This window comes from Serpentinicella alkaliphila (genome assembly GCF_018141405.1).
Classification (GTDB): Bacteria; Bacillota; Clostridia; order Peptostreptococcales; family Natronincolaceae; genus Serpentinicella; species Serpentinicella alkaliphila.
The window spans coordinates 1,405,293-1,430,123 of the sequence record NZ_CP058648.1; the positions used below are offsets into that span (position 1 = coordinate 1,405,293).

18 protein-coding genes are annotated in these 24,831 nt (G+C 30.8%); 13 read left to right on the top strand and 5 right to left on the bottom strand.

From position 1 onward, the window contains the following. Positions 1 to 153 precede the first annotated feature (153 nt). From HZR23_RS07210 to HZR23_RS07220, 3 genes are all read right to left on the bottom strand, one after another. Complete coding sequence (locus HZR23_RS07210) at positions 154 to 885, bottom strand: restriction endonuclease (protein WP_132848688.1); 732 nt, start codon at positions 883 to 885, stop codon at positions 154 to 156. A 296-nt stretch (positions 886 to 1,181) separates the two neighbouring features. Next, entirely contained in the window at positions 1,182 to 2,027 is an 846-nt protein-coding gene (locus HZR23_RS07215) for a hypothetical protein (RefSeq protein ID WP_132848689.1), read from the bottom strand. 242 nt (positions 2,028 to 2,269) lie between these two features. Then, positions 2,270 to 3,094, bottom strand: a complete 825-nt coding sequence (locus HZR23_RS07220) for a TIR domain-containing protein (protein ID WP_165913696.1) — start codon at positions 3,092 to 3,094, stop codon at positions 2,270 to 2,272. Positions 3,095 to 4,232: 1,138 nt separating this feature from the next. On the opposite strand from HZR23_RS07220, the gene HZR23_RS07225 reads away from it, so the two are divergent. The 12 genes from HZR23_RS07225 to HZR23_RS17540 all read left to right on the top strand — a co-directional run bounded on the left by HZR23_RS07225 (position 4,233) and on the right by HZR23_RS17540 (position 20,763). Then, positions 4,233 to 5,084: a TnsA endonuclease N-terminal domain-containing protein gene (locus HZR23_RS07225; RefSeq protein WP_165913697.1), complete on the top strand. Its 852-nt coding sequence runs from the start codon at positions 4,233 to 4,235 to the stop codon at positions 5,082 to 5,084. A gap of 1 nt (position 5,085) precedes the next feature. Continuing rightward, positions 5,086 to 7,233: a Mu transposase C-terminal domain-containing protein gene (locus HZR23_RS07230; RefSeq protein WP_165913698.1), complete on the top strand. Its 2,148-nt coding sequence runs from the start codon at positions 5,086 to 5,088 to the stop codon at positions 7,231 to 7,233. Beyond that, positions 7,233 to 8,924: an ATP-binding protein gene (locus HZR23_RS07235; protein WP_243098233.1), complete on the top strand. Its 1,692-nt coding sequence runs from the start codon at positions 7,233 to 7,235 to the stop codon at positions 8,922 to 8,924. Before HZR23_RS07230 ends, HZR23_RS07235 begins: the two co-directional genes overlap by 1 nt. Continuing rightward, a complete protein-coding gene (locus HZR23_RS07240) occupies positions 8,918 to 10,798 on the top strand; it encodes a TnsD family Tn7-like transposition protein (protein WP_132848694.1) in 1,881 nt (626 codons plus the stop codon). The genes HZR23_RS07235 and HZR23_RS07240 overlap by 7 nt, the downstream gene beginning before the upstream one ends. A gap of 46 nt (positions 10,799 to 10,844) precedes the next feature. Further along, a complete protein-coding gene (locus HZR23_RS07245) occupies positions 10,845 to 12,584 on the top strand; it encodes a TnsD family Tn7-like transposition protein (protein ID WP_132848695.1) in 1,740 nt (579 codons plus the stop codon). 327 nt (positions 12,585 to 12,911) lie between these two features. Further along, positions 12,912 to 16,157 (top strand): S-layer homology domain-containing protein, encoded by a 3,246-nt coding sequence (locus HZR23_RS07250; RefSeq protein WP_132848696.1) that lies wholly within the window; start codon positions 12,912 to 12,914, stop codon positions 16,155 to 16,157. A gap of 671 nt (positions 16,158 to 16,828) precedes the next feature. Next, on the top strand, positions 16,829 to 17,116 hold the full coding sequence (locus HZR23_RS07255; protein ID WP_132848697.1) for a hypothetical protein: 288 nt from the start codon (positions 16,829 to 16,831) through the stop codon (positions 17,114 to 17,116). 39 nt (positions 17,117 to 17,155) lie between these two features. Further along, positions 17,156 to 17,770, top strand: a complete 615-nt coding sequence (locus tag HZR23_RS07260; RefSeq protein ID WP_132848698.1) for a hypothetical protein — start codon at positions 17,156 to 17,158, stop codon at positions 17,768 to 17,770. 134 nt (positions 17,771 to 17,904) lie between these two features. Continuing rightward, a complete protein-coding gene (locus HZR23_RS07265) occupies positions 17,905 to 18,774 on the top strand; it encodes a hypothetical protein (RefSeq protein ID WP_132848699.1) in 870 nt (289 codons plus the stop codon). A gap of 51 nt (positions 18,775 to 18,825) precedes the next feature. Beyond that, positions 18,826 to 19,902: a dCTP deaminase domain-containing protein gene (locus HZR23_RS07270; protein ID WP_132848700.1), complete on the top strand. Its 1,077-nt coding sequence runs from the start codon at positions 18,826 to 18,828 to the stop codon at positions 19,900 to 19,902. Further along, the gene (gene dut, locus HZR23_RS07275; protein ID WP_132848701.1) at positions 19,899 to 20,333 is read left to right on the top strand and encodes a dUTP diphosphatase; all 435 of its coding nucleotides are present in this window, start codon (positions 19,899 to 19,901) and stop codon (positions 20,331 to 20,333) included. The genes HZR23_RS07270 and dut overlap by 4 nt, the downstream gene beginning before the upstream one ends. A gap of 301 nt (positions 20,334 to 20,634) precedes the next feature. Continuing rightward, the gene (locus HZR23_RS17540) at positions 20,635 to 20,763 is read left to right on the top strand and encodes a hypothetical protein (RefSeq protein WP_279229893.1); all 129 of its coding nucleotides are present in this window, start codon (positions 20,635 to 20,637) and stop codon (positions 20,761 to 20,763) included. Between the two features lie 640 nt (positions 20,764 to 21,403). On the opposite strand, the gene HZR23_RS07280 is transcribed toward HZR23_RS17540, so the two are convergent. Continuing rightward, the gene (locus HZR23_RS07280) at positions 21,404 to 21,676 is read right to left on the bottom strand and encodes a hypothetical protein (protein WP_213050345.1); all 273 of its coding nucleotides are present in this window, start codon (positions 21,674 to 21,676) and stop codon (positions 21,404 to 21,406) included. Positions 21,677 to 22,237: 561 nt separating this feature from the next. On the opposite strand from HZR23_RS07280, the gene HZR23_RS07285 reads away from it, so the two are divergent. Continuing rightward, the gene (locus HZR23_RS07285) at positions 22,238 to 24,097 is read left to right on the top strand and encodes an IS1634 family transposase (RefSeq protein WP_213050346.1); all 1,860 of its coding nucleotides are present in this window, start codon (positions 22,238 to 22,240) and stop codon (positions 24,095 to 24,097) included. 266 nt (positions 24,098 to 24,363) lie between these two features. Here HZR23_RS07285 and HZR23_RS07290 read toward each other — a convergent pair whose 3' ends face one another. Next, positions 24,364 to 24,636: a hypothetical protein gene (locus HZR23_RS07290; protein WP_213050347.1), complete on the bottom strand. Its 273-nt coding sequence runs from the start codon at positions 24,634 to 24,636 to the stop codon at positions 24,364 to 24,366. Between the last annotated feature and the right edge of the window lie 195 nt (positions 24,637 to 24,831).

Sequence of the window (24,831 nt, forward strand, 5' to 3'; positions counted from 1 at the left end):
GTAAGAACCGGGTGACCGGTTCTTACAAACACCGCACCCCTGGTGGAGCTTCGCTCCCGGTGAAGGGGATCCGGGGCGCTGTTGTTCCCCTAAAAGCTTGATTCCAGTACCTTTACGTAAAAACGTTGTTATGTGCTGTCAATTTATACTCACTCATTTCATTACTCTACTTACTAAATCTATACAAAATTCAAATTTAGAATCACAAATATCAAATTTGCTAAAAAACTCTTCATAAAAAGCTACTGACTCTTTTCCTTTTTCAGCCATTTTATCGAAAAATTCTTCATATGTTTCAATACTTTCTTGAAATAATTCATTATACTTTCTTATAGAATTCTTATTAATAGAGCAACCTAGCATATATACTTTTGTATGCTCGATTAAAGAATTTTTATAAATTTTTTCCTGCTCCTTTGAAAATTTTTCAGTAGGCACATCAAAAATATCAGTATATACTGCTAAAGGTTTCACAATATTCAATAACTGCTTTCTTCTAAAGCTAAACCATTTATCAAATAATGATTCTAAGAATTCATTCCATGTAAGTAACTTAACATTTGAATTGCTTGCTGCTAAATATGACCCTCTCTGAAACCCATTTTTTGAGATAATTATGCCTAAAGATACACCCGAATCATTGATTACAGTCCTAAATGCGTGAACCTTCTCCTGTGGAATCGGTGAATCCCAATACTTACATTCACAGATAACTTTATCTCCTATTTCATCTTTAATTTTTACAAAAACATCAACTTCAACTTCTCCTCGTACAGTTTTAATTTTATAGGGTGTTATTGCTTCATACCCAGAACAGTTAAAATAATATGCCACATAATTCTGTAGCTCCTGCCATGTTTTAGGTGTTCTATTTGACATTAGCATTAATATTACCACCTCCAACTGTATTTGTTAGAAAAACATAAAATCAATAAATTTATGGCACATAACGGTTCCGTATCTGCGGCGTCCCTGAGTCGGACCCGTTGAGCCTACCCATTGGTGGAGCTTCGCTCCCGGTGAAGGGATGTGGTGCTCTGACCGTTCTCTAAAATTGTACTGCCAGGACCTCATGCAAACACATTGTTATCGGATGGTTGAGAACTGATGTATGGCATAACCGCATGTTCATATATCCTCATCTTGAATCTTTTAAAAACACTAGTTTAAAATAACTCAAATTACTCTAATATGACCGGTGAGGTAAATTTTGCAAAATAAGAACTGGGTCCTTCATTATCAAAACTAATAATTGTATGAGTTTCAATATAATACCTTTCCATAACTAAATTATTTAATGTGAATTTCATTTCTAGTTCAATAACTTCTCCTTCTAAAAATCGTGGAAAATCTGAAATTAGAATAATAGCATTTTTCCCAGGGGGAATATCACAGTTAGAACTAACCCTGAAACTAGGCCCTATCCCATTAATTGTAACTTCAGTACAAGTAAAGTTTCTGATAGTTTTTTCACTAATATTTCTCACTATAAAATAATACGAGTTATACTTTTCCACCAATTCACTTATTGGTTCCGTCAAGTCGGTCATATCAACGTTTAAATAATTTATTTGGATTACATCATCTTCACTTTCTATTAGACTTTCAATTACAGCCTTTGTTGTTCCGTAAGATGTATATGGTATTCTTTCTATTAGAGGATAGTATTTTGCCAGTTCGATTCTTTTTAGAATCTCAATCGCTTCCATTGTTTCTAAACTTAAACTTTTTAAATCTTTTTGAATAAGTGCTGCATCGTGTGATGACTTCTCAGATAACTCTTTATATCTCTTATTCTGCCATAATGCTATAATTCCTAAAGCTATTGTTCCTAATGCTCCTATATATGAAGCAATAAAACCAAACCAAACTTCCTCCGTAAAATTAATAGACATATTAAAAGGAAATGTAGTTTTATTTAATAAAATCCATTCAATTACAAAAGGAATACAAATTATAATCAGAAATATAGAAACTATTAGAATAACTATTAAAATATATGGTCTCTTTTTAGTTTCAAAATTCATTAATTTTGTCTCCTTTAGCTTTATTATTATATGAGGTAATACTCGCTTATGCCTCAACTTTCCAATAACGTCTCCGTGTTTACGACGTTCCTGAACCGGACCTAAAAGATAGACCGTCTTGCGGAACTTCGTTCCCGGTGAAGGGATGTGGTGCGCTGACATTGCCCTAAAGCCTGTCCCCCCGCACCTCCCGTAAACATACTGTTATCTGATGTGAGGTAAGCCATATCGTGATATATTAATCATAATGCCTTGTTCATATCAATATTTAATCCTGCAGCTTTCATTTCTTTAGCTAAGTCCAATCTCCACGCACCTTTTTCATCTTGTAAAACAAATAGTATTCCAGAATAATCTGATGGCAATTCAACTCCTGAGTGATATAAAGCACAAACTCTGTTTCTACCAAGTTTTCCTATGAAATAACCCAACTCAAAAATAACATTTTGTCTTACTTTTGAATCATCTTCATTAATAAGACAACCTTTATCATCAGGGGTAAGCAAAACAACAGCAAATCCTACATTTGAATATTCCTCAAACTTTTCAATTATTGTTTTTCCACCATTAGGTTGTTCTCTTAGAACTATTATTTCTTGGTCTAGTTTTTCAATGAATCTAGCTGTTTCATGTAAAGCCGCTTCATTATGTCCGTGAACAAGAAATACTCTGTTTCCGAAATGATCAATATTATTAGATATAACGCTTTCTTCAGTTAGTTCTAGCTCTGTTCTTAATAGTTCAATAAGACCATTCATATTCTTCAATTGTGACTGCAAGCTTTCTGCTCGCCTATTCTCCCAATATGAAGGTCCAGCATCCATAGAAAACGCACCATATTTTCCTATGTCCATAATGCTAGATACATTCGGCGATCCAACTCCGAAGGCTTTCTCTAAATAATTTCTAGTTAATAACTCCCAGGAATCATAATCGTCACTTGTTAAAGGTCTTGAGTTAAGCAGTTTATTCCCTTTTTCTATTTGAGTAGTTAATAACTCAATACCTTTATGAGGTGGTACTTGAGGTGAACCTATTTTGATCTCTTTTGTTTTTTTAGTAACCAATGAAACTCCTCCTCTTTTCATAGTTTAAATATATATAACGACAAGAATTGCAAATATGAATACCTCATTTCAGATAACGGCGGGTTTCTGAACTTAGTTTCGTATAATCAGTTATATTTAGAGGGTATCTGCGAACCAAAGTTCGCAGATACTTACTTATAGACTAACATAATAATTAGTTATCAAATGTCGAATTTTGTAAATTTTTACTTGCCGAACAATTAATTCCTAGTGTTTTTAATGATTATTTTAAAATTATTGTATTTAAATTTATTTAACCAATGCTACTAGATATAAAACAGTAGAAATGTCAAAGTTACCATTCTCAAAAAGTACACCTTTTGAAACACTATGGCAGAAGTGTATTTCTTGCGTTTATGTTGTTTATGTATTTCAAAACATTACAATATAATAATGGAATATTCTAAAAGTTTAATTAAGTTTTTGAAACACATCATATAAAATAATCCAATAAATATTATAAAAAGAGATGATAGAGGATCGTAAATTAAGATAAATCCCAGGTTATCTAGGATAGAACAGAATAGAGAAAGGAAAAAGAACCTCAGATGATCATTGGTAAGGAGAATTTTAATAGAAAAAGTATCAGGAAAGGATAGAAATACGCTAAACCTTAATGAAATACTTAATTATGTTAAATTATGAGGGAGTATCCAAAAGAATTTATATTTGAATTAAAAGCTTTTCACCCCGATAAGTAATGATATGAGGTAATATCAGTAAGCATATTACTATGAAAATAGACCATAAGGTATTAAAATTGAAGATCAGAATGCTAATCTTCAATTTTGTGTTGAAGAAGTAATTGAAATTAATTTTATTTTATATATAATAAGAGTATACATATGTAAAAATGTAAAAAGTATTATGATAAAACTATAAAAACTAAATACTCTACTGCTGAAGGAAGATTATAAAATTAAAATGAGGAAGAGTAGCTAAATTTTTTACACTGTTTATATTAAGATTAAGTAATATGTTAAATTTGTTTTAAAAGCAAGGCGGAGGAAGGATTATATTAGAGAGCAGAGACTAAAAATAGTGGCCGATGACAGTCACTTATTTTAGCTCTGCTCTTTTTTTTTACAAATTTATATCATTAGGGAGGGAAATTTTTATGGCGAAACGTAAAAGAGAAATGTCTAGAGATAAAATCGATAAATTAATCAAACAAGGGAGGGGCTCAGGGACAATGGAAAATTATAAACCATGGCATCAAATCCATGATGTTGCATCACTAGGGAGAGTTACAAGAATAAAGGGATGGAAGACAAAAAGAGTACACCACTTTCTAAGTGATTTGGAAAAATATTTCTACTTATTGGCTCAATGGTCAGATTATGTAATAGATATACGAGAGCAATATCCTTTGCTACCAATCGAAGAAACTATGCAAATAGCAGAAGAACTTTCTATTAAACATAACACTGATGTGACAACAAAAGATGAAACAGTACTAACGACTGACTTTCTCATAACATTGAAAATTGGAAATAAAACAGTTGACATAGCTAGAACTTTAAAATATGCCAAAGACATTGAAAATTATAGGATAATGGAAAAGTTTGAAATTGAAAGAACATACTGGGAAAAAAGGGGAATAGATTGGGGGATAGTTACTGAAAAACAGATACCTAAAATTATGTGTCAGAATTTATATAATATACATCAGAGTTACTTTATTGAACAGGATGATGATTTGAAAAGTAGGGATATAAGGTACTTATCTAAAATATTGATAAATAGGATACAAAATCAAAAATCAACCATTGTTCAAGTTACAACTGATATGGATATAGAATTAGGTATGCCAGCAGGGACAAGTCTAAAAATACTAAAATATTTAATAGTTAATAAATTTTTAGGTGTGGATTTGGAAACTAGATTGAATTTCAATAAAATAACTACAGATAAAATTAATGTTCAAGAAAGTAGAAAATTATTTGATTCAATTACGGGGTGGATATAAGTTGGATAAGAAAATATATATTAATCAACTATATAAAGTTATAGATTCAGATGACGAAAAGGTAGATCGTGTTTTATGGATAAATGATAGTAATAAGTATTGTTACACTATAAATATACACTCAACTAAAGCTTTACCAGTACTTAAAAGGATTGATGAACTACTAACTGAGATAGAAAATGAGTTGTTAATTAAAATGGTAAGTGACCCTTGGGTTAGAGCTATAAGGGAAGAAGATATGATAGAAATCGATAAAAAAAACAGAGAACGTGCATGGGATATCATTAAAAATATAGTGGATCAACCTCAAATTTATATTGATAAAGAGAGAAGAAAATTAATTAAAGATACTTCACAAAAAAATGCTATTAGTGAAAAAACTGTTTATAAATATTTGAAGAGGTATTGGCAGAGAGGAATGAACAAAAACGCACTTTTATCTGATTATTATCGGTGTGGGGCATCTGGTAATGAAAGGAAGTCAAATAATAAAAAAAGAGGGAAACCAAGCGATCTCTCTTTACATGAGAATGGATATAGAGGACTAAATGTAGATGATGATATGAAGAGAATTTTTAGATTATCTATTAAGGAATTCTATGAGAGCAAGAAGGAAGCATCTATTCAAAAAGTATATGAATTGATGATCTCTAACTTTTTTACAAGAAAAGTAACTATTAATGGAAAAGTTCAAAAAGAATTAATTGATAAAGAAAAAATACCATCTATAGGACAGTTCAAGTATTGGTTTAATAAATTCAGAGATTATGAGAAAGAAGTTAAGACTAGAAAAGGTGAGAACCGATATAACTTAGATTATAGGCCTATATTATCAAGTGTTGATACGGAAGCTTGGGGTCCAGGGACCAGATTTCATATAGATGCTACGATCGCTGATGTTTATTTAGTAAATAGATTCAATCGAGATTGGATAATTGGTCGACCAGTTGTCTATGCGATCATAGATGTATTTAGTAGAATGATTACGGGTCTATACATAGGATTAGAAGGACCGTCATGGCTAGGAGCGATGATGGCGATAGCTAATATGACAGAGGATAAGGTCTTATTTTGTAAGCAGTACGGACTAGAATACAATGAAGAAAACTGGCCTTGCAAGGAGTTGCCTATGTCTTTATTGGCAGATAGAGGAGAGATGGAAGGCAAGATGCCCGATGGCTTAATTGGTTATCTTAATGTTTCATTAGAGAATACTGCTCCGTATCGTGGAGATCTAAAAGGTATAGTTGAGCAATATTTTAGGACTACAAATCTAAAGATAAAACATTGGACACCCGGATTAGTTAAGAAAGAGTATAAAGAACGTGGAGAGAGAGATTATCGATTAGACGCTAAATTGGATATTTATCAGTTTACTAAAATTATTATAGAAGTAGCTGTTCATCACAACAATTTTAAGTGGTTAAATAACTATAAACTAGATGAGTATATGTTAAGAGATTGTGTAAACCCAATTCCTATTGAATTATGGAATTGGGGGATTCAAAATAAATCAGGAAAGCTTAAGTCGATTTCTCAGGATGTAGTAAAGTTAAATTTAATGCCTAGAGGTAAAGCAACCATACTAAGAGGTGGTATTAAGTTTAATAAAATGTTTTATAGTTGTGAATTAGCAATTAAAGAAAAATGGTATTCGACTGCTGAATTAAAAGGTAGTTGGAGTATCCAAGTATGCTATGACCCCCGTAATATAAACTATATATATATTCCAACAAAAGAAGGTAACGCATTTGAGAAATGTCATCTATTAGAAAAAAATAATGTATATAAAGATAAAACATTAGAAGAAATTGAAGACAGGCTGTATGAAGAAAGAATAAAGAAAGAAAAAAATACTATGGCTGACTTACAGCAAAGAGTTGATCTGGATGAGAAGATAAAAACAATTGTAAATGAAGCAGAGAGTATGAGTGAAAATATTAAAATTAAAGCAAGTCAAAGAATTAAAAATATATCTTCTAATAAGAAATTAGAGAGAGAAGCTCTAAGGGAGTCAGAAAAATGGGAGATAGGAGAAGAGAGAAGTAATATCGATAGTGAAGTTGTGATGCTTCCAATTAACGATAATATGAGTGAAAATGAGGATTTAGATTTATTTAAAAAGTATAGGGAGGACTTGAAAAAGTGATGAATAATAAATCTTTTTTTAGATTAGTTCGAGGAGAGCAAGTAGAAGCTCAATATATTGAGCAGCAACTTGAAGAATACAAAAGAAACCCATTAATTGAGGGACTTCCACCTATATTAAATAAGGAAGAAGTATTTAATAAAATTATAAATGAACCTGCTTATAGTAATGGAGAAAGATTATTAAAAGAAAATCTTAGAATACATTGTATACTAAGACTTACCGACTATGTTGAACCATTAACAACTCATCTGGATTTAGAGAGACGAATATCTACAATGATAAGAAGGGGTTATGTTGGCCGAAACCCAACGTCTATTAATCATTTAAAATTTATTAATAATTTATCTGATATGAAAAAAAAACACGATAATTCACCTATAGAAGAAAAACTACTTGTATTAGAACAACGCAATTCATTTGCTAGTGGATTTTCCTTAATTGGGATGAGTGGAATAGGAAAAACAACTGCGATAAACAGAATTTTACTAACGTATCCTCAAGTAATTTATCATACAAGATATAAAGATGAAGAGTTTTATCATTACCAAATAGTATGGCTAAAGTTAGATTGCCCTCTAGATGGATCATTAAAATCATTTTGCAAGTCATTCTTTAAAGAAGTAGATAACATTTTAGGTACTAGATATTTTGATAAATTTGGTTCGAATAAAACTTCACTAGATACAATGGTAATACATATGGTTCATATTGCATCTCTACATACTTTGGGTGCATTATTTATTGATGAAATTCAACATTTATCCAAAGCTAAAGGTGGGCCGGAATTGATGTTAAATTTCTTTGTAACCTTAGTTAATACAATAGGAGTACCTGTAGTACCTATTGGCACTTTTAAGTCATTTAGTATCTTGCAAACTAACTTTAGACAAGCCAGGAGGGCTAGTGGCTATGGTGAGATTATTTGGGATAGAATGAAGAATGATGATGAGTGGAACTGGTTTATCTCTAATATGTGGAAATACCAATGGACTAAAGAGGAAAGTGTACTAACGGATGAAATTAGAGAAGTAATATATGATGAGACTCTAGGAATTACTGATCGAGCAATTAAGCTTTATATGCTAGTACAATGGAGGGCAATATCATCAGGAAAAGAAAAAATAACAATTCAGTTAATAAAAAAAGTGTCTAAGGAAGAAATGAGAATGACAAAACCTATGGTAGATGCTTTAAGAAATAACGATATAGATAAGTTACATAAATTCGATGATATATTCTTACCTGATATATTTCAAGCGCTTAGTAAAGTCGAACACGATATTAAATTAAAAGGGGATATTGAAAAGATAAGATTCCAGCAGAAAAAGATTTCCGAAAACTCACTAATGGAGGTTTTGGAAAAAATTGTATTGTGGTTAATCGATGGAGGAATTGAAGCACAACTTGCAGAGAAATCAGCAGAGAAGGCTATAAATAAGTTAAGTTACAAAGAAGAATTGTCACAACTTAAAAAGGAAGCAATGGCACTTGCATTAAATACTAATGAGAAAACCACAAGCTTAAGAACAAAAATTAAAAATAGAGAAGCAAAATACGCCAAAAATGATTTAAGACAAATGTTTATGGATGCAGAAAAAAACAAAGTGTTAGTTTATGAAATATTACTTAATGAAGGAGTAATTAAAGACCCAATGAATGAGTTTTTTGGTGAGGGGTTAATATGCTAAACTTTACACCTATACCGTATCCGGATGAATTATTAAGTAATATTTTTTCAAGATATCATAAAATGAGTGGTAATATTAGCTATTTTCATACTTTAGAGGACTTATTTGGTATAAAAGGAGCCATTGCTGCAATAGATTTTCCAAGTAAACTAACCAATTTTTGTAGCCATTACCCCGAACTATCTAAATATAATGATGAAGAATATTTTATTTATGAACATACGATCTTTTCTATTTTTAAGCCTTTCATTCCAGAAAATAGGGCTTCTAAAGTAATTAATGCAATGAAAAATAACGAAGGAAAGGCTATAAATATGAGTTTGGGAATAATGGCAGCTGGAATATGCAAATCTAAGTCTTTAAAGGTGTGTAGTAGTTGTATAGAAGAAGATAAAGAATTATACGGCGAGGCTTATATTCATAGAACACATCAAGTACCAGGATATAATGTCTGTGTAAAGCACAACCAAATTATGAGTGAATTTTTTATTCCGTATGATAAAAGTTATGCAAAGTACATACATATTGATGAGATTAGTAAAAGTGAATTACTAGTACAAATTGATCTAAATTGCTATTTCAAGGAATTTTATGAATTAAGTAAAGATATTGAAATAATAAACACTAATTATTTAAAAAATAGTAATGTCCTTAACTCATATGATAGATATTATTATATGTTGAATAAAAAAGGTTATGTTACACCAAAGGGGAGGATTAAGCGTAAAAAATTATATCATGACTTTATGATTTTTTATCCGGACGGGTTTCTAAGCATACTTGATTCTAAGATAGAAGAAAAAGATGAAGAGAGTTGGGTTTATAGAATAGCTTATAGAGATAAACAGGTAATTCATCCGATTAGACATTTGTTGTTTATCAAATTTTTATTTACTGATATATATGACTTTATAAATTTAGAAGAAGTTAAATATCATCCATTTGGAAATAAGCCATGGCCTTGCCTAAATCCAGTAGCAGAACATTATAAAGAAAATATAGTGGAAATTTGTGAGATAACTACTGATTCTAAAACTGGAAGGCCTGTAGGCAAATTTACATGTAATTGTGGATTTATTTATTCCCGTAGAGGTCCAGATTCAGTTGAAAACGATAGATATAGAATAGGTAACAAAAAACAGTTTGGACATATATGGGAACAGAAATTAAAGGATTTAATTATTAATAAAAACTGTAGTGTAAAAAAAATGAGCCGTGAATTATACTGTGATGAAAAGACTGTTGTTAAGTATGCAAATAAATTAGGATTACTGGATTTACTTAAAACTAATATTAAGCCATATCCTACTAAAAATACAGAATGCAAATATCATGCATATTTATCTGAACCATATAAGGATGAAATATTAAAACTATTAAAGGAGTTTCCACAATACTCAAGAACACAAATCAGAAAGAAAGCAGAAAAGGAATATCATTGGCTTTATAAATATAGACGAAATTGGCTTGAATCAAAGTTACTTAAATCTAGTAATAGCGAAAGTAAACGGATGCCTAATTCTAAGGTAAACTGGGAAGAAAGAGACCGAAAAATTAATGAAAAAGTTAAAATAGCTATTGATGAGATAAAAGGATTTAAGAAGCCAATGCGTTTAACGATTGGTTTAATAAGTAAAATCATTAATTATTCTCCTTTGCGTGAGAAATTAGATAAATTGCCAAACACAAAAATTACTTTAGAAACAAATGTTGAAAGTATTGAAGACTTTCATATTAGGAAAATGATTATTATAGTAGATGATTTAAGAGAGAAAGATAAGAAAATTACAAAGTCAAAAATAATAGAACTAGCTGGTTTATCAAGAAGATCAGAAAAAGTTAATCAATTAATAATTGATACAGTTGAATTATAGTAATTAAATTTCAATTTTACTGGGAATCCTATCATGGGTGATTAAAATGAATAAGATTCCCATCAATTTCTATCAAGATGAAATTTTGTATAGTGTACTAGCAAGATACCACCATCGCTCAGGCAATGTGGATAATAGGGATACAATAGAGGAAGCTTTTGGAACTAGAAATCTTGTCCCAACAATATATTTCCCAACCCATTTGAATCATTTGGCTTCGCGTACTTTTCTATCAAGTGATGAGTTAATAGAAAAGCATACACTATTCCCACTTTATAGTTGTTTTTTACCTGAGAAGAGAAAGTTAGAAATATTAATGTTTATGAAAGGTAGTTCTAAAAGTAGTATTTATACAAAAATAGGGACTGTTGCGGGTAGCATATGTACTAAAACAGGATTATACTACTGTCCATTATGTGTAAAGGAGAGTTTATACGAGTATGGTGAGGGATATTTTCGTAGAGGGCATCAAATTCAAGGTGTATTTATCTGTCATATTCACAATTGTGTGCTTTATCAGTATTCACAAACATATTCAAATGAAAGTAGATTAAGTTTTATCCGCTTAGATGAGAAGAAGATAAATTACGAAGTAAAATTTTATGAAGATGGTAAACTTTTTGAAGATATTGCAATGATAGCTAATAATGCTCAATATTTATTAGATTGTAATTTATCAAATGTTAATCAAAATATAATTTACAATAAATATATGCAGTTTATTAGAAATAGAAATTTACTTAGTGGAAACGGAACTGTTTATCAAAGTGATTTGTACTACGAATTCAGCAAATTCTATTCTAATGATTTGTTAAATATACTTGAATCAAATATTAACATTGAAAGTGAAAGTAACTGGCTAAAGATGTTAACTCGGAAGCCTAAAAGGGTAACTCATCCAGTCAGACATATACTATTAATAAACTTTTTATCAAGAAATTTTAGTTTGTTTTTTAGTAAAAAGATTCAATCATATAAACCTTTCGGTAATGGACCTTGGCCATGTCTAAACGTAGCATGTAGTTATTATAAGAAGCTAGTAATAAACAATTGCAAAGTTACCATTGATTATAAAACAAAATCTCCAGTTGGAACTTTTGAATGTGAGTGTGGATTTATTTATTCAAGAATGGGATCAGATGTAAATAAGGATGATATTTACAAAATTGGTAGAATAAAGTATTTTGGAAATGTGTGGAACGATAAACTCAAATCTCTAACCTTAGAGAATAGGAGCGTTAGAGAAATTGCTAGATTAATGAATTGCGACTCAAAAACTGTTATTAAATATAGTAAGTTGAATAGCATCATTGAAGAAAAAAGAATTAAAGAAAAAACAAAATTAGATCCTGCAACTAAAAGTAAAGAAGAAAAAAAGAGGAAGAATGTTAATCTATCAATTAACAATAGAGTGGATTGGGGGTCTAGAGATAACGAAATAATAGATATGCTTAAGTCTACATATATCAAATTGCTAAATAAAGAACCAATGGTTAGGATTACACGGTCACTTTTGGGTAAAACAATTTTAAAATCAGCGCTAATTTATTACTATTTAGATAAACTACCCATAACTAGAAACTATATTGATGAAATAACTGAAACCACTGAAGAATTTCAAATAAGAAGAGTTGATAATATATGTGAGAAGCTTGGTAGTGATGGCGAAATACTAAAAAAATGGAAAATAGTAAGGATAGCGAATCTTAGAAGTAACTACTCTAATAAAGTAGAGGAAAGAATAAGATATAATATTGATAAATATAACAATTATTTAAAATTCTAAAAATAATAGTTCGAACAAGAAACAACTATTTAGGTTTAATTGACTCCCGTAGTATTTAGGCAAAGTCCTAATTGCCACGGGATTTTTTTACTACTCTTTGTGATATTAAAATACATAAACTTGTGTAGGAGAATACTCAGTTATGGATTATATAGAAAATAAAGTATTTTTTCAGATAAATAATTACAAAATTCGACATGGGTGAATCAATTATTATGGTAATCTATAAGAAATATTTATAGAGGGATTGTTAGAATATTAGTAGAAAAATAAGCGGAAGAATAAGTTGCATGAATTTATACATATTTTGGAAGGGGAGTAAACAGAATGAATAATTATAAGAAAAAGGTAGCAATTATCATTGTAATCTCAATATTACTAAGCTTTATACCTCTTATAACAAATAAAACACAAGCTAATCAGAGTATAAAAATAGGAGATTATATCCAATTCGGTTCTTATTATGATGAGCCTATACTGTGGCGTGTTATAAACATAGACAAAAAAGGAGATCCACTTCTTTTTTCTGAATACACTTTAACTACTAAAGCTTTTGATGCTGCAGGAGATAATCATCTGAATAGAACAGCAAAAACTAGTGAAAGTAATGTATGGGAGATGTCAACCATACGTCAATGGCTTAATAGTAGCGACAGGAGTATAAGTTGGTTGAGAAATCCACCGTCAATAGAAAATCTTAGGGGTGGGACTAATCCCTATGATAAAGAGAAGGGTTTTTTGGCTGATGGAAATTTTACTTCCATAGAACGAAATATGATTAAACCGTCTACTCATAAAGTGCTCCTTCCTGAAGAATACATAGATAAAAGAGAAGGCGGAAGAGAAGGACATGAATATAACAGTGAGGTTGATGACGTAGTTCAAAACTACGAAAATTCGTGGTATAAGAATATAACAGATAAAGTGTTTTTATTATCAATAAAAGAGTTTAAAGAATACGTGTATGATAGGGATTGGGGTTATGAGTTACCAACTAATCCAACAAAACACTGTACTCCTTCTCCGATCGGATACTGGTTTCGCACTCCTTCTGTAAATTTTTTAAAAGGACATGTACGAAGCTATAAGGATACCGATTATGGCAACCTGGTTGATAGAGGTATTTATGCTGAAATGCCAACTGCCTCTCGTATAGGTGTTAAACCCGCTTTGTACTTAAATCTTTCGGGTGTAACCTTAAAATCTGGCTCAGGAACATCTACTAACCCATATATAATAACTGGTAAACAATCTCAAATCAATATTTCAACAGACTATAAAACAGCATATCATAAATATTTACAACAATTTTCTAAAAATAATATAACGAAAGATGGATATCAAATTCATGGCAAAAATGCAGTTCTTATAGATATTAGTGGAAATGGGATTCCAGAGTTAGTAACTTTTGATTTTTATAATGATGGACATGATGGGGACTCAAAAAGTGGACTTGCTACTATTAAAGTATTAACATTCAGTAATAATGAGGTAAAAATCTTAGGAGAACATTACTACGTAAATTTAAGGAATTTGGTCCTTCATCCTGCCGAAATATATTTAGCAGAGGATAATTATAATGGAAATAAGTTTATATTAATGCATAGTTCCAACGGCGGATTGGATGCTGATCAAAGAAACTATGTTCAAATAATAAGATTTAATGAATATAGAAGTGAAGAGGTATTAAAGTTTCTAGATATTTGGGTAGACAATTCCTCTTTTAATATAGAAGACACTTTTGAATTTCTGGTCGATGGAAATGAAGTTAAAGAAGACTATTATTATAGAAAACTGGATGAATTTAATAAATCATTAAGTAAAACGCCTATAAAGCCAATAGATTTAACTGAAACTAAAATAAGAGAAATACTAGAATCAGATATAGATGGTCAAATACAAAATCTTGATTTATTACGATTATTATTGGTTGAAGGAAGTAGAACTTTTTTAGATTTGAACATTAGTGGACCAAATATAAAGTTTGAGTATAAAGTTAATGATCCAAGTATAGCAACCATAAGAAGTAACGGAGAAATCATAGGTCTTAGAGAAGGAGAAACTATAATTGCTGTTACAATAAGACATGGGGCTAAAGCTAGTGAAATTGAAATACCCGTTACTGTAAAACCTAAAATAGTATTCGATTACAAAAGTATTCTAACAACCCGGGATAAATCAGGATTGCTCAAAATATTAAAGGATACTATTAATTCTTTAGATACTTTCTATTATGAGGATAACAGTACTCTTATGGAATTAGTTAACTTTAGTAATTTTATGATTAGAAATGCTTCTAAAGGAACAATAGATGCAAAAAAAAATGTCACTGTATTAAGTGCTGATAATTTAAAGCCCTTAGCAAATAATGTTCAGGCAATAGTAAATGAGATAAATAATTTATTTATCACCAATAACATAAATCTCCAAAGGCAATTAACTTCAACCGTAAGATTTGATGTGAAGAAGTTAAATTTAAATAAGCCAGTTCATTTAGTTCTAAATAATTCAATGTTGGAAGCCTTAAATAATGTAGATGCAATTCAAGTAGGGTTAGATCTTGCAGAGATAACATTAAATGCAAGTGAATTGAATGTTGAGCTAAAAGATAAGCAAGAATTAAGGATAGAAGTAAGAAGGAAAAAAGATTCTAAAGGTTTTGCATATGAATTATTTTTTAGTGATGAAAAAGGACAAGCAATTCCAAGATTAGAAAGGAATATAACTGTAAGTTTACCAGTGCAAAATTTAAACCATGAATATAGCACTGTATTTATGAATGATGGGATCAGAACAGAACAAATAGGAGGCCAGTATGACCCTAATACTAACATGATATCCTTTCAGACGAGAACAATGGGAGAGTATTATATACTGGAAAACAAAACAGATTTTAAGGATATTGGTCATTTAACAGATGAAGAGCAACAAGCGATCATATTTATGACTTCAAGAGGTTTTATTAGTGGAAGGGATAATGAAAACTTTGAACCTAATGCTGAAATCACTAGGGGAGAATTTACTTCCCTTTTAGTAAGAACATTTTACGCGTTAGATAGAAGTCTAGCTCCATCCTTTACAGATATAACTAAAGATGATTGGTACTATGACTATGTTGCATCCTCAGAAAAGGAAGGAATAGTTTTAGGATACCCAGATGCAACCTTTAGAGGTGAGAATATCGTTACTAAAGAGCAAAGTGTAGCCGTAGCTACAAGAGCGCTACATGAAAAAAAGAAATACTTATATCCAGAAAATCCTGAGAATTACCTACCATTTATAGATAATCATGAAATACAAACATGGGCAAAAGGAGAAGTAGCATTAGCCTATAGGGAAACATTAATTGATATTCCGGAAGATAGATTGTTTCGACCACAGTCAGCAATGACTAGAGCTGACGCAGTTTTACTTGTGCACAGGTTATTTCAGTTGTTATACGAAACTACGCCAACAGCATTACCAACAGAGGGCAGAGCACCATTTAGTGGCCCGATACCTATAGCCGTCGGTGGAATGGCAGCAATTGGAGCTTTAGCTGGCTTCTATTTAAAAAGATTTTATGTAAAATAAAGGATTACAACGAATCGTCTAAACCGATATATAGTAATACTAAGAGAATTAAACTATTAGCTCATAGCAAGTAATTTGTCCTTAGGAAAATATTAAACTCAAAAACCAGTACAACCCTATAATAAAAGTGCATACAGTTAACATGCTATTTACAGTATTATAACTTTTACAACTTCAATAAAATCGTAGGTTTTTTATAATTAATTACAAAGTTCGACAAGTGCATTTATATAGTTATGTTAATCTATAAATAATTAAGAACTATATTTCGCAAGTACATTGGGTAATTTAAGTAACCGTGGTTTAGGCATAGTCCTTAATACCACGGTTTTATATTTAATGTGATGATAAAAATAGTATATCGCAGTGTAGAAACTTAGCAGAATCAGAAAAAACTCTCTAATAAATTTAATTTTATACTGGGTGTTCATTTAACAATTTATTGAATGTGAAAAAACAGCTTTTATTGTGTAAATTTTTACAAAATACGACATACATTAACTAATGATTATGCTAATATATAAGTAAATATTCACGAAATTAATATAAAAACACTATAATGTATTGAAGTGTTTAAGAACTCAAGTTTATAAACACATCTTTATGCGTAATTTAGTCTGAAAATTACTTGGATGAAAATTGTAAGAGATGAAAGATGAAAGGAGTTCAAAATGGATAGAAAAGATAGATTTATTTTAAATAAACTGAAAGGCAATTTAGGAGAAAGTGTAGCTAAAACACATTTTCAGTTGTTGGGTTATTCAGTAAACTTAATTGGAATTGAAAACATTGCTATTGAATATTGTATGAATTTAGCATTTAGCAAGAATGATTCTATTAGTGATGCAGTTCAATCACATATACAGAACATGCCAGATCTTTTAGTTTCAAAAAATGATAATAAAATATTTAAGTCATTTTTTGTAGAATGTAAAGTATGTGGAACTTTTCCTGACTAAGAGGAGAAAGCATATAGTTTATATTGGGATTATAGAAAAATGGTATGGACTGATACAATTGCAAAAGATGTAATAGATCTTTTATGTAAAAATGAAGATATGTATTTTTCGGTGTTATTTGATGGCATGTATCCAGATAAAGTTAATGATGACTATAGAACTTTTGAGTATGTTTTCATTGAATGGAATAGATATAAATTCGATTATGGGCCTAAATTAAAGAAGGTCGCTTATGAGTGCTTTTTAAATCATTTTACATATTTTGATACAGATATTCCTACTTGGAATTATATTAAATTGGATTTCGGAATACCAATTAGGATACCTATGATTTTTTATATGGTTATATTAGATATATCTACATCAAATACAAAAGATAGATTGGAAAAATACAAATGTTATTTACAAGGTTTTGCTAACTTAGTTAAGAAGGAATTCAAGAGGAATATAGTTGACGAGTTAATAGTAGAATACGAGAATATGATAAATGGAAGTAGTGAAATTCCGAATGTCTTTGTCCATTACAATTTATTGCCGTTTTGGATACCTGGCAACAGCAGGCTTTTGAGTGTGTATCAGGAGGATTACTTTAAAGATTTTGATAAAGCTTATAGCGATATTACAAAAGATTTCTTTAAGTATATAAATGATTAATATTTAAAACAAGGTGTTGAATCGTACTAACCTAAAGCATAGACTACAGTTACCGACACTTCTCGTACGGCAAAGGCGTCGGTAACTGCAGGACATAAGACGAGGCTTAGAAAATTAGAAAAGTGGTGATAGATTTGAATGAAATAAAGTCCCAGATCGAACCTCATAAGGTTACAAAGCCAATTCAACTTTTGGCGTGTTGGCTGGTGGGGTTAATTCTTGTTAATGGATCGTTTCTTACATCGGCAGTAATGATTAAGCAGCCGGATTGGATAATTAATGTATTGGTTGTTGCCTCAGTAATTAATGTACCGATCTTTTTAATATGTATTTTCTTGCTCCAAACAAGATTTCGTCCAGAAATGCAAGAGGATCAATTCTATTCACAATATATAGATAAAAAATTTGGAAACTCAAAACGAGAGGTAACACCAGATGCAATAGAATCAATAAGAAAAGTGACATCTAATAACTATGATACCTTAATACAGATGATTGAAGAGCTTGAGAAAAATCAAAATGAAATATCAACACAACTAAATAAGTTTAACAAGGAAGAAAATCTAGACTTTATGTTTAATGGGGAGCTATTAAAAAGCAAAATTATCAATGTTGTTAAACCAGAAAAACCAAAAATATTTTTTGAAAATAAAACTGTATCACTCAATGCAAAGTTAAACATTTTCAACGAATTAGCTCGAGCATTTAAAGCCAATAGAATTCCAGTTCATGAGATTTTTGGACGCGAAGAACCCCTAAATTTTTTGATATCTTTTGGCGATGGATTTTCAACTGAAGAAATCATTACTATTTTAAATTCTGTTCAATCGATTAGTGATGGATATATAGCATACGCCCATGATGAATACGAGCTTGACCAGTATAAAAATAAGGTTCTTATAGGGTCGTATGGAGAAGGTAATGATCTGACAATAACCCAATTTTTAAGCATTGTTTCAAATAAAACTCTTGAGGTTGATGTATATAGATTATTAGGAAAATAATATGGGAACTTCGTCTAAAACCGCATTATCATAGGGAAGGAGGGGCAAAAAATGAATAGTTTAGATAAAGAAGTTAAGGAGGAAAAGATGGAAAATCACTCTGAAAATGCAGGCTTTTTATCTGATGTTGATATTATTGATAATATAAAGAAAAACAAAATAGTAATATGGCCAATGGAAGAGAAAGAAAATTTAACTCCAGTAGGCTATAATTTGACTCCAACAGAATTTATCTTCTCGATAAATAATAGATTATTAGTTAATATCTACAATAATAACAACCAAAAATATTGTTACGTTGAACCACGGGATACGGTTTTAATTCTTACAAGAGAGGCTGTTTGGGTATCAAATGATATAGCTGGAACATTTCATTCAAAAGTTGGGATTGTTTCACAAGGGTTTGGACATATATCGACCACACTAGATCCGAGATGGCAGGGCCCTTTACTTATTTCACTAAATAATCCAACAAATAAAAGGCTTAAATTTCTTATAGCAAAAAACACTGAGTCTAATAATTCAGATGATAAATTTACATTTAAATATTGTTCCTTTGTTACATTGATATTATATAAGCTTGTCACCCCTGCTTATATAAAACACGACAACCCTTCATGTAGATTCGATTTATTAAAAGATATTGTAAAAGAGCCTAGCACATCTCTTATGAGTAAAATATTTTTTGGAAAGAAATATAAAAGTCATTATAATGAACTTAGAAACTTTATTGGAAATATTGGGGACATTAACTTTATAAAACTTGGCATTGAAGAAGAAAATGGGGAGTTTAAGATTGAAGAGTTTAAGAATAAGTATGATAAATTTATAGAGACAATAAAATTTTACACTGATTCAGCCCATGCTGCTAATAGAGAAATTGTAAATTTAAAAAACTTAAAAAATAGAATAAAAAAGTGCATAGTGGTTTCCTTATCATTTTTACCATTATTAGCTTATTCGTATCTCGGCTGGAAATTTGGTATTAAAAATGAAAGACCTTCCACGGATGGATATATGATGTTAATTTACTTAACAGCAGTAGCCCCTTTTATTGTACAAGCATTTACACAAATACATAATTCAATATCAAGAAATAGTATAAAGGAAAAAGGAGAATTAAATTGATGAATTTAAAAGTAAAAAAAATTAGTAATTTAGCAAAATTACCTGAATGTGCACACGAAGGTGATGCCGGACTGGATTTGTTCTCAGTAGAAGAAAAACTAATAAGTCCTGGTGAAACAGCTTTGATTCATACTGGAATAATAATTGAGTTGCCAGAGAATACTGAAGCTCAAATTAGACCAAGAAGTGGGCTTGCATTAAAAAATTCTATAACAGTTTTGAACTCACCCGGTACTATAGATGAAGGATATAGGGGAGAAATTGGAGTTATTTTAATTAATCATGGTAAACAAGATTTTATGGTTGAAAAATATATGAAAATTGCGCAAATGGTTGTTAAGCCTGTGTTAAGAGTAAAAATTATTGAGGTTGCCGAAGTATCAAATACTGGAAGAAACGAGGGCGGATTTGGTTCTACTGGAGTTAAGTAATACTGATTTTTTAAGGGACAGACAAGCGTGTCTGTCCCTGAATTTCACGCGTTCTACTACAGTTAACAAGGCATTTTCTCTAGGGTCTGATGTGAATGGTCAAGGGCACTTCAGACCACTATTAGGATAGGGCTCTGGGGCTGAGTAGTTAAAAATTACCAGAGAGATAATCAATGATGACGGTTATAAAATTGATCCAAAGGAAGCCTTAGATATTTCAGTTAGAAAAGCTATTGATTCAGGGTGCAAGAGTGTAAGAAGATATAAAGAGGTAGCACATTCAAAGAAAATTGCTGAGAGAATGACAAAAGAAAAGATACATAAAGAAATAGTTGATGTTATTGAAGTGTTAGTTATGCTAAGTATATATCAAGTACAAAATAAAGATAGAGTAGAAATGATAGAAGAAATAGTAGATAATTTGGCATAATAACTAATTTAATAGTCTAATTATAAATGAAATACTTGTTAACATTATTTTTACTATTTTATTTACCAACTTTATTTTACCGGAGTGTATATTTATTCAGAGTAAAATATCATATATTTACCAACTTTACTATAAATTCATAAAACTATAAATGTGTCAAGATTATTGTAATATCAACATTTTTTATTTACCGACTTTATTTGTCGAAAACAAAATACTTTTATGTAGATAAAAAAGTCTGCTCACAAATAAAAAACATTGGTTAAGAATAAAAAAGTATGATTGAAAGTCGTGGGTGTTTTGCAGGTTAATGCTGCTTAACATTCACGACTTTTTTATGCAGACACTCCATACCAAGCGGGTTGGTGAAGCCTACGTCATGTTAATGGCAGAGGTAAGAGGAAAAAAGTAAAAGAATAAATAGGTAAATAGGAAAACCGGGAGGTTTTGCAGCAATGCGGGGTTATATAGCCTCGCTTTTTTCTTTCATAAGGCGATAGCCTGTCGGCTTGCAATAACCCTCCGCATGGTAATGGCAGGGGGCAGATAGATTTAAGGAAGACACCAATGACTAAAAATGAGGCAAGTTCTATAAAATTTAATAGTTAGTGTGTGATTTTTAGTCATAGAATAAGTTGTGTTAATATACGGTATTTTCGGTGGTAATGAGGTAATTAAGCGGGTTTATGGTAGATGCACGGTTAGAGCATAAGGGGGAGTATTTCGGTTGTAATTTAACCTTCATCAGTGGAAGAAGCAGGGCGAGTTGAGGCATAATATTTATTTCTTTAATCATTTCTTCAAAGAGATTTGCAGAAGTATCTTTGGTTATATTCCAACCGCAGGAATCAGTAGCATATTCAAGTGAAGTCATTTTCGGGCTATCGCCCTTCTCCTCACGATTTTCAAACATAGCATTATCACACCTTTCCAATTAGTTTACTACATGATAGCACAGATGTTTTTTCAATTAAAGAGACATTCTTAAGGCGTTAGCCTGTCGGCTACTAAGAACCTCCGACAAGGCATAATGTAATGGCAATAGTGAAATTTATCTAAGATGGACCTGCAAAAACCATGCGGTTTGAGCAGACTTTTTTATCTTTTTTGGCCCTTATTTTTGTCTTTAATTGGGAATTACGTGAGCATAATTGGCGATTTCATGAGCAGACTTTATTATTCTGGGAGTACATGTAAAAACGGAGCGGCAATAGACATTCTGAGGTTTTGAGCCTTGTTGTCCCTTAAGCAGTCTTTTTTATGTTTCGACAATACTGTTCCACTCAAACAAAAAATATTTAATAGCTTAGGAGAAGATTATCCTGACTTCAGAACATAAATTAATAACAAATAATGAGTAAACGTCTAAATTTTAACATTGCTCATTATTTTTTTTATTCATTAACGCTCACGACTTGGCGTGGTGTAAAATATGATGTATAATGTAGTTAGAAGGTTTTTATGGAGGAATAGCATGTATATTAGTAAATCTAAAAGACCAAATGGTAAATATTTTATATCAATTGCTAAGGGGATTAGAGATCCTAAGACTAAGAAATCAAAAAAAATTCAGATTAAAGGTTTTGGTACTCATGATTTAGATTCTAAATCAGGTAAGAAAGCCCTTGCTCAAGCTGAAGCAGAGCTAAAAGAAATGATTAGACTAGATGAAGCTTCTCGAGGGTTTGAAAACTTTGAAGATTTTATTGTATCCTTGTCAAAAGATAAGCTTTCTCTTAATCATAAAAACTTAGGTTATCTTCCATATCTAAAAATCTTTAACCAATTGAAATTGCGGAACTTTTTTTCTAAGATGGTGAGAGATACTAAACTAGATTATTCCTTTAGTGACTTGATGTTCTATCAGGTACTTGGTAGATTATTTAATCCTTCGAGTAAGCTTGAAGTGGCTTCTAGAAAAGAAGATTTCCTATATGATTTTAGTTTTGTGAATAGCGATAACATTTATTCTTCCCTGGATGTTTTTTCTGGCTTTAATAAACATAAATCTAAAGAATTAACAGATGGAGTTCAGCTCATAAAAAACATGGAAGACCTTTTAGATACCGTTGATTCAGAGGCTAAAAAAATATTAGAATATAACATTAAAAACACTTCTGATGAATTGGAACAAAATATAGCTACCTATGATAAAAATTTTGAAATGAATGAAAATAAACTTTTCAAACATTTAAATGATCATATAGAAAAGATTATTCCAGATAGAAATATGTCATTAGCATTTTATGACTGTACAACCTATTACTTTGAGTCTTTTGATGAAGACGGATTTAGAGAAAGAGGTATGAGTAAGGATAATAAAAGAAATGAAACACAAGTTGTTATGGGCTTACTAATAGACACCAATGGGATACCTATTTCTTATAGGCTTTTTAAAGGCAACAAACATGAATTACATACCATGGAAGAAGTCATTGACGATATATTAAATAATTACACCATAAAAGAAATCATAATAGTGGCTGATAGGGGCTTAAATTTAAGGGCTAACTTAGAGATGATTCGAGGTAAAGGGCTTAGTTACATTGTAGGTTCTAAGGGCAGTGCAGTGCCTAAAGATCTAAAAGAGAAGAAATATAATTCATCTTGGAACATAACTTCTAATGCAGAAGCTAAATATAAAAGCGGATATATAACCAGTAAGAGAAAGGTGAGTCAGAATGATGAAACCTATGACGAATTAATCATAAAAAAATATTCAGATATCTACAAAGAACGTGAGATGTATAAACAAGATAAAATGATTGAAAGAGCTAAAAAAAATATAAAGGATTTTACAATTAATGCAACAACCAAATCTAAAAGCAAGTATTATAAAGCAGTTGAAAACCCTAAAGAAAAAATAAATATTGAAATTGATGAGGAAATAATTAAACAAGAGCAAGAAAATTTCGGATATTTTTACATTGTTACAAATAAAGTGGATATGAACCCAGCAGATATAATGGTAGCTTATAAATCTCTATATAAAATTGAAGAATCCTTTAGAATATTAAAAACAAATTTAAAAACAAGACCAGTATATCACTTTAAAGAACGAAGAATTAGGTCGCATTTTTTAATTTGTTATTTAGCCTTAGTAATGCAAAGAATATTAGAGTATAAGTTAGCAGTGAATAAAGTTGAATTATCTACCTATGAAATAATCAATGGACTAGAAGGATTTATAATAGATGAAATTGATTACAAAGTAGACAAATTATATATAATGTCAGACAAATTACTTAATAGTAAAATAAACAAAGACATATTTAAGATTGAAAAGAATGTTCTGCTAAGTAATGAAATCCCCAATATAATTAAAAAGATGTAGTGAACGTAAAACAACAATAAAAAGTGCTGAAACTTCTATAGACAGACGATTACAGCACTTTTTCTTATGAATGATGTTCCAAAGTCAGGTTATATAGCCTCGCTTTTTTCTTTCATAAGGCGATAGCCTGTCGGCTTGCAATAACCCTCCGCATGGTAATGGCAGGGGGCAGATAGATTTAAGGAAGACACCAATGACTAAAAATGAGGCAAGTTCTATAAAATTTAATAGTTAGTGTGTGATTTTTAGTCATAGAATAAGTTGTGTTAATATACGGTATTTTCGGTGGTAATGAGGTAATTAAGCGGGTTTATGGTAGATGCACGGTTAGAGCATAAGGGGGAGTATTTCGGTTGTAATTTAACCTTCATCAGTGGAAGAAGCAGGGCGAGTTGAGGCATAATATTTATTTCTTTAATCATTTCTTCAAAGAGATTTGCAGAAGTATCTTTGGTTATATTCCAACCGCAGGAATCAGTAGCATATTCAAGTGAAGTCATTGCTGGGCTATCGCCCTTCTCCTCACGATTTTCAAACATAGCATTATCACACCTTTCCAATTAGTTTACTACATGATAGCACAGATGTTTTTTCAATTAAAGAGACATTCTTAAGGCGTTAGCCTGTCGGCTACTAAGAACCTCCGACAAGGCATAATGTAATGGCAATAGTGAAATTTATCTAAGATGGACCTGCAAAAACCATGCGGTTTGAGCAGACTTTTTTATCTTTTT

Excerpts from the sequence above, each read along its gene's own strand:
- HZR23_RS07255 (WP_132848697.1), top strand. The coding sequence starts at position 16,829 with ATGGATAGAAAAGATAGATTTATTTTAAATAAACTGAAAGGCAATTTA.
- HZR23_RS07290 (WP_213050347.1), bottom strand. The coding sequence starts at position 24,636 with ATGTTTGAAAATCGTGAGGAGAAGGGCGATAGCCCAGCAATGACTTCA.
- HZR23_RS07210 (WP_132848688.1), bottom strand. The coding sequence starts at position 885 with ATGCTAATGTCAAATAGAACACCTAAAACATGGCAGGAGCTACAGAAT.
- HZR23_RS17540 (WP_279229893.1), top strand. The coding sequence starts at position 20,635 with ATGACAAAAGAAAAGATACATAAAGAAATAGTTGATGTTATTGAAGTG.
- HZR23_RS07250 (WP_132848696.1), top strand. The coding sequence starts at position 12,912 with ATGAATAATTATAAGAAAAAGGTAGCAATTATCATTGTAATCTCAATA.
- HZR23_RS07280 (WP_213050345.1), bottom strand. The coding sequence starts at position 21,676 with ATGTTTGAAAATCGTGAGGAGAAGGGCGATAGCCCGAAAATGACTTCA.
- HZR23_RS07270 (WP_132848700.1), top strand. The coding sequence starts at position 18,826 with ATGAATAGTTTAGATAAAGAAGTTAAGGAGGAAAAGATGGAAAATCAC.
- HZR23_RS07215 (WP_132848689.1), bottom strand. The coding sequence starts at position 2,027 with ATGAATTTTGAAACTAAAAAGAGACCATATATTTTAATAGTTATTCTA.
- HZR23_RS07225 (WP_165913697.1), top strand. The coding sequence starts at position 4,233 with ATGGCGAAACGTAAAAGAGAAATGTCTAGAGATAAAATCGATAAATTA.
- HZR23_RS07240 (WP_132848694.1), top strand. The coding sequence starts at position 8,918 with ATGCTAAACTTTACACCTATACCGTATCCGGATGAATTATTAAGTAAT.
- HZR23_RS07235 (WP_243098233.1), top strand. The coding sequence starts at position 7,233 with ATGAATAATAAATCTTTTTTTAGATTAGTTCGAGGAGAGCAAGTAGAA.
- HZR23_RS07260 (WP_132848698.1), top strand. The coding sequence starts at position 17,156 with ATGGTATGGACTGATACAATTGCAAAAGATGTAATAGATCTTTTATGT.
- HZR23_RS07285 (WP_213050346.1), top strand. The coding sequence starts at position 22,238 with ATGTATATTAGTAAATCTAAAAGACCAAATGGTAAATATTTTATATCA.
- HZR23_RS07245 (WP_132848695.1), top strand. The coding sequence starts at position 10,845 with ATGAATAAGATTCCCATCAATTTCTATCAAGATGAAATTTTGTATAGT.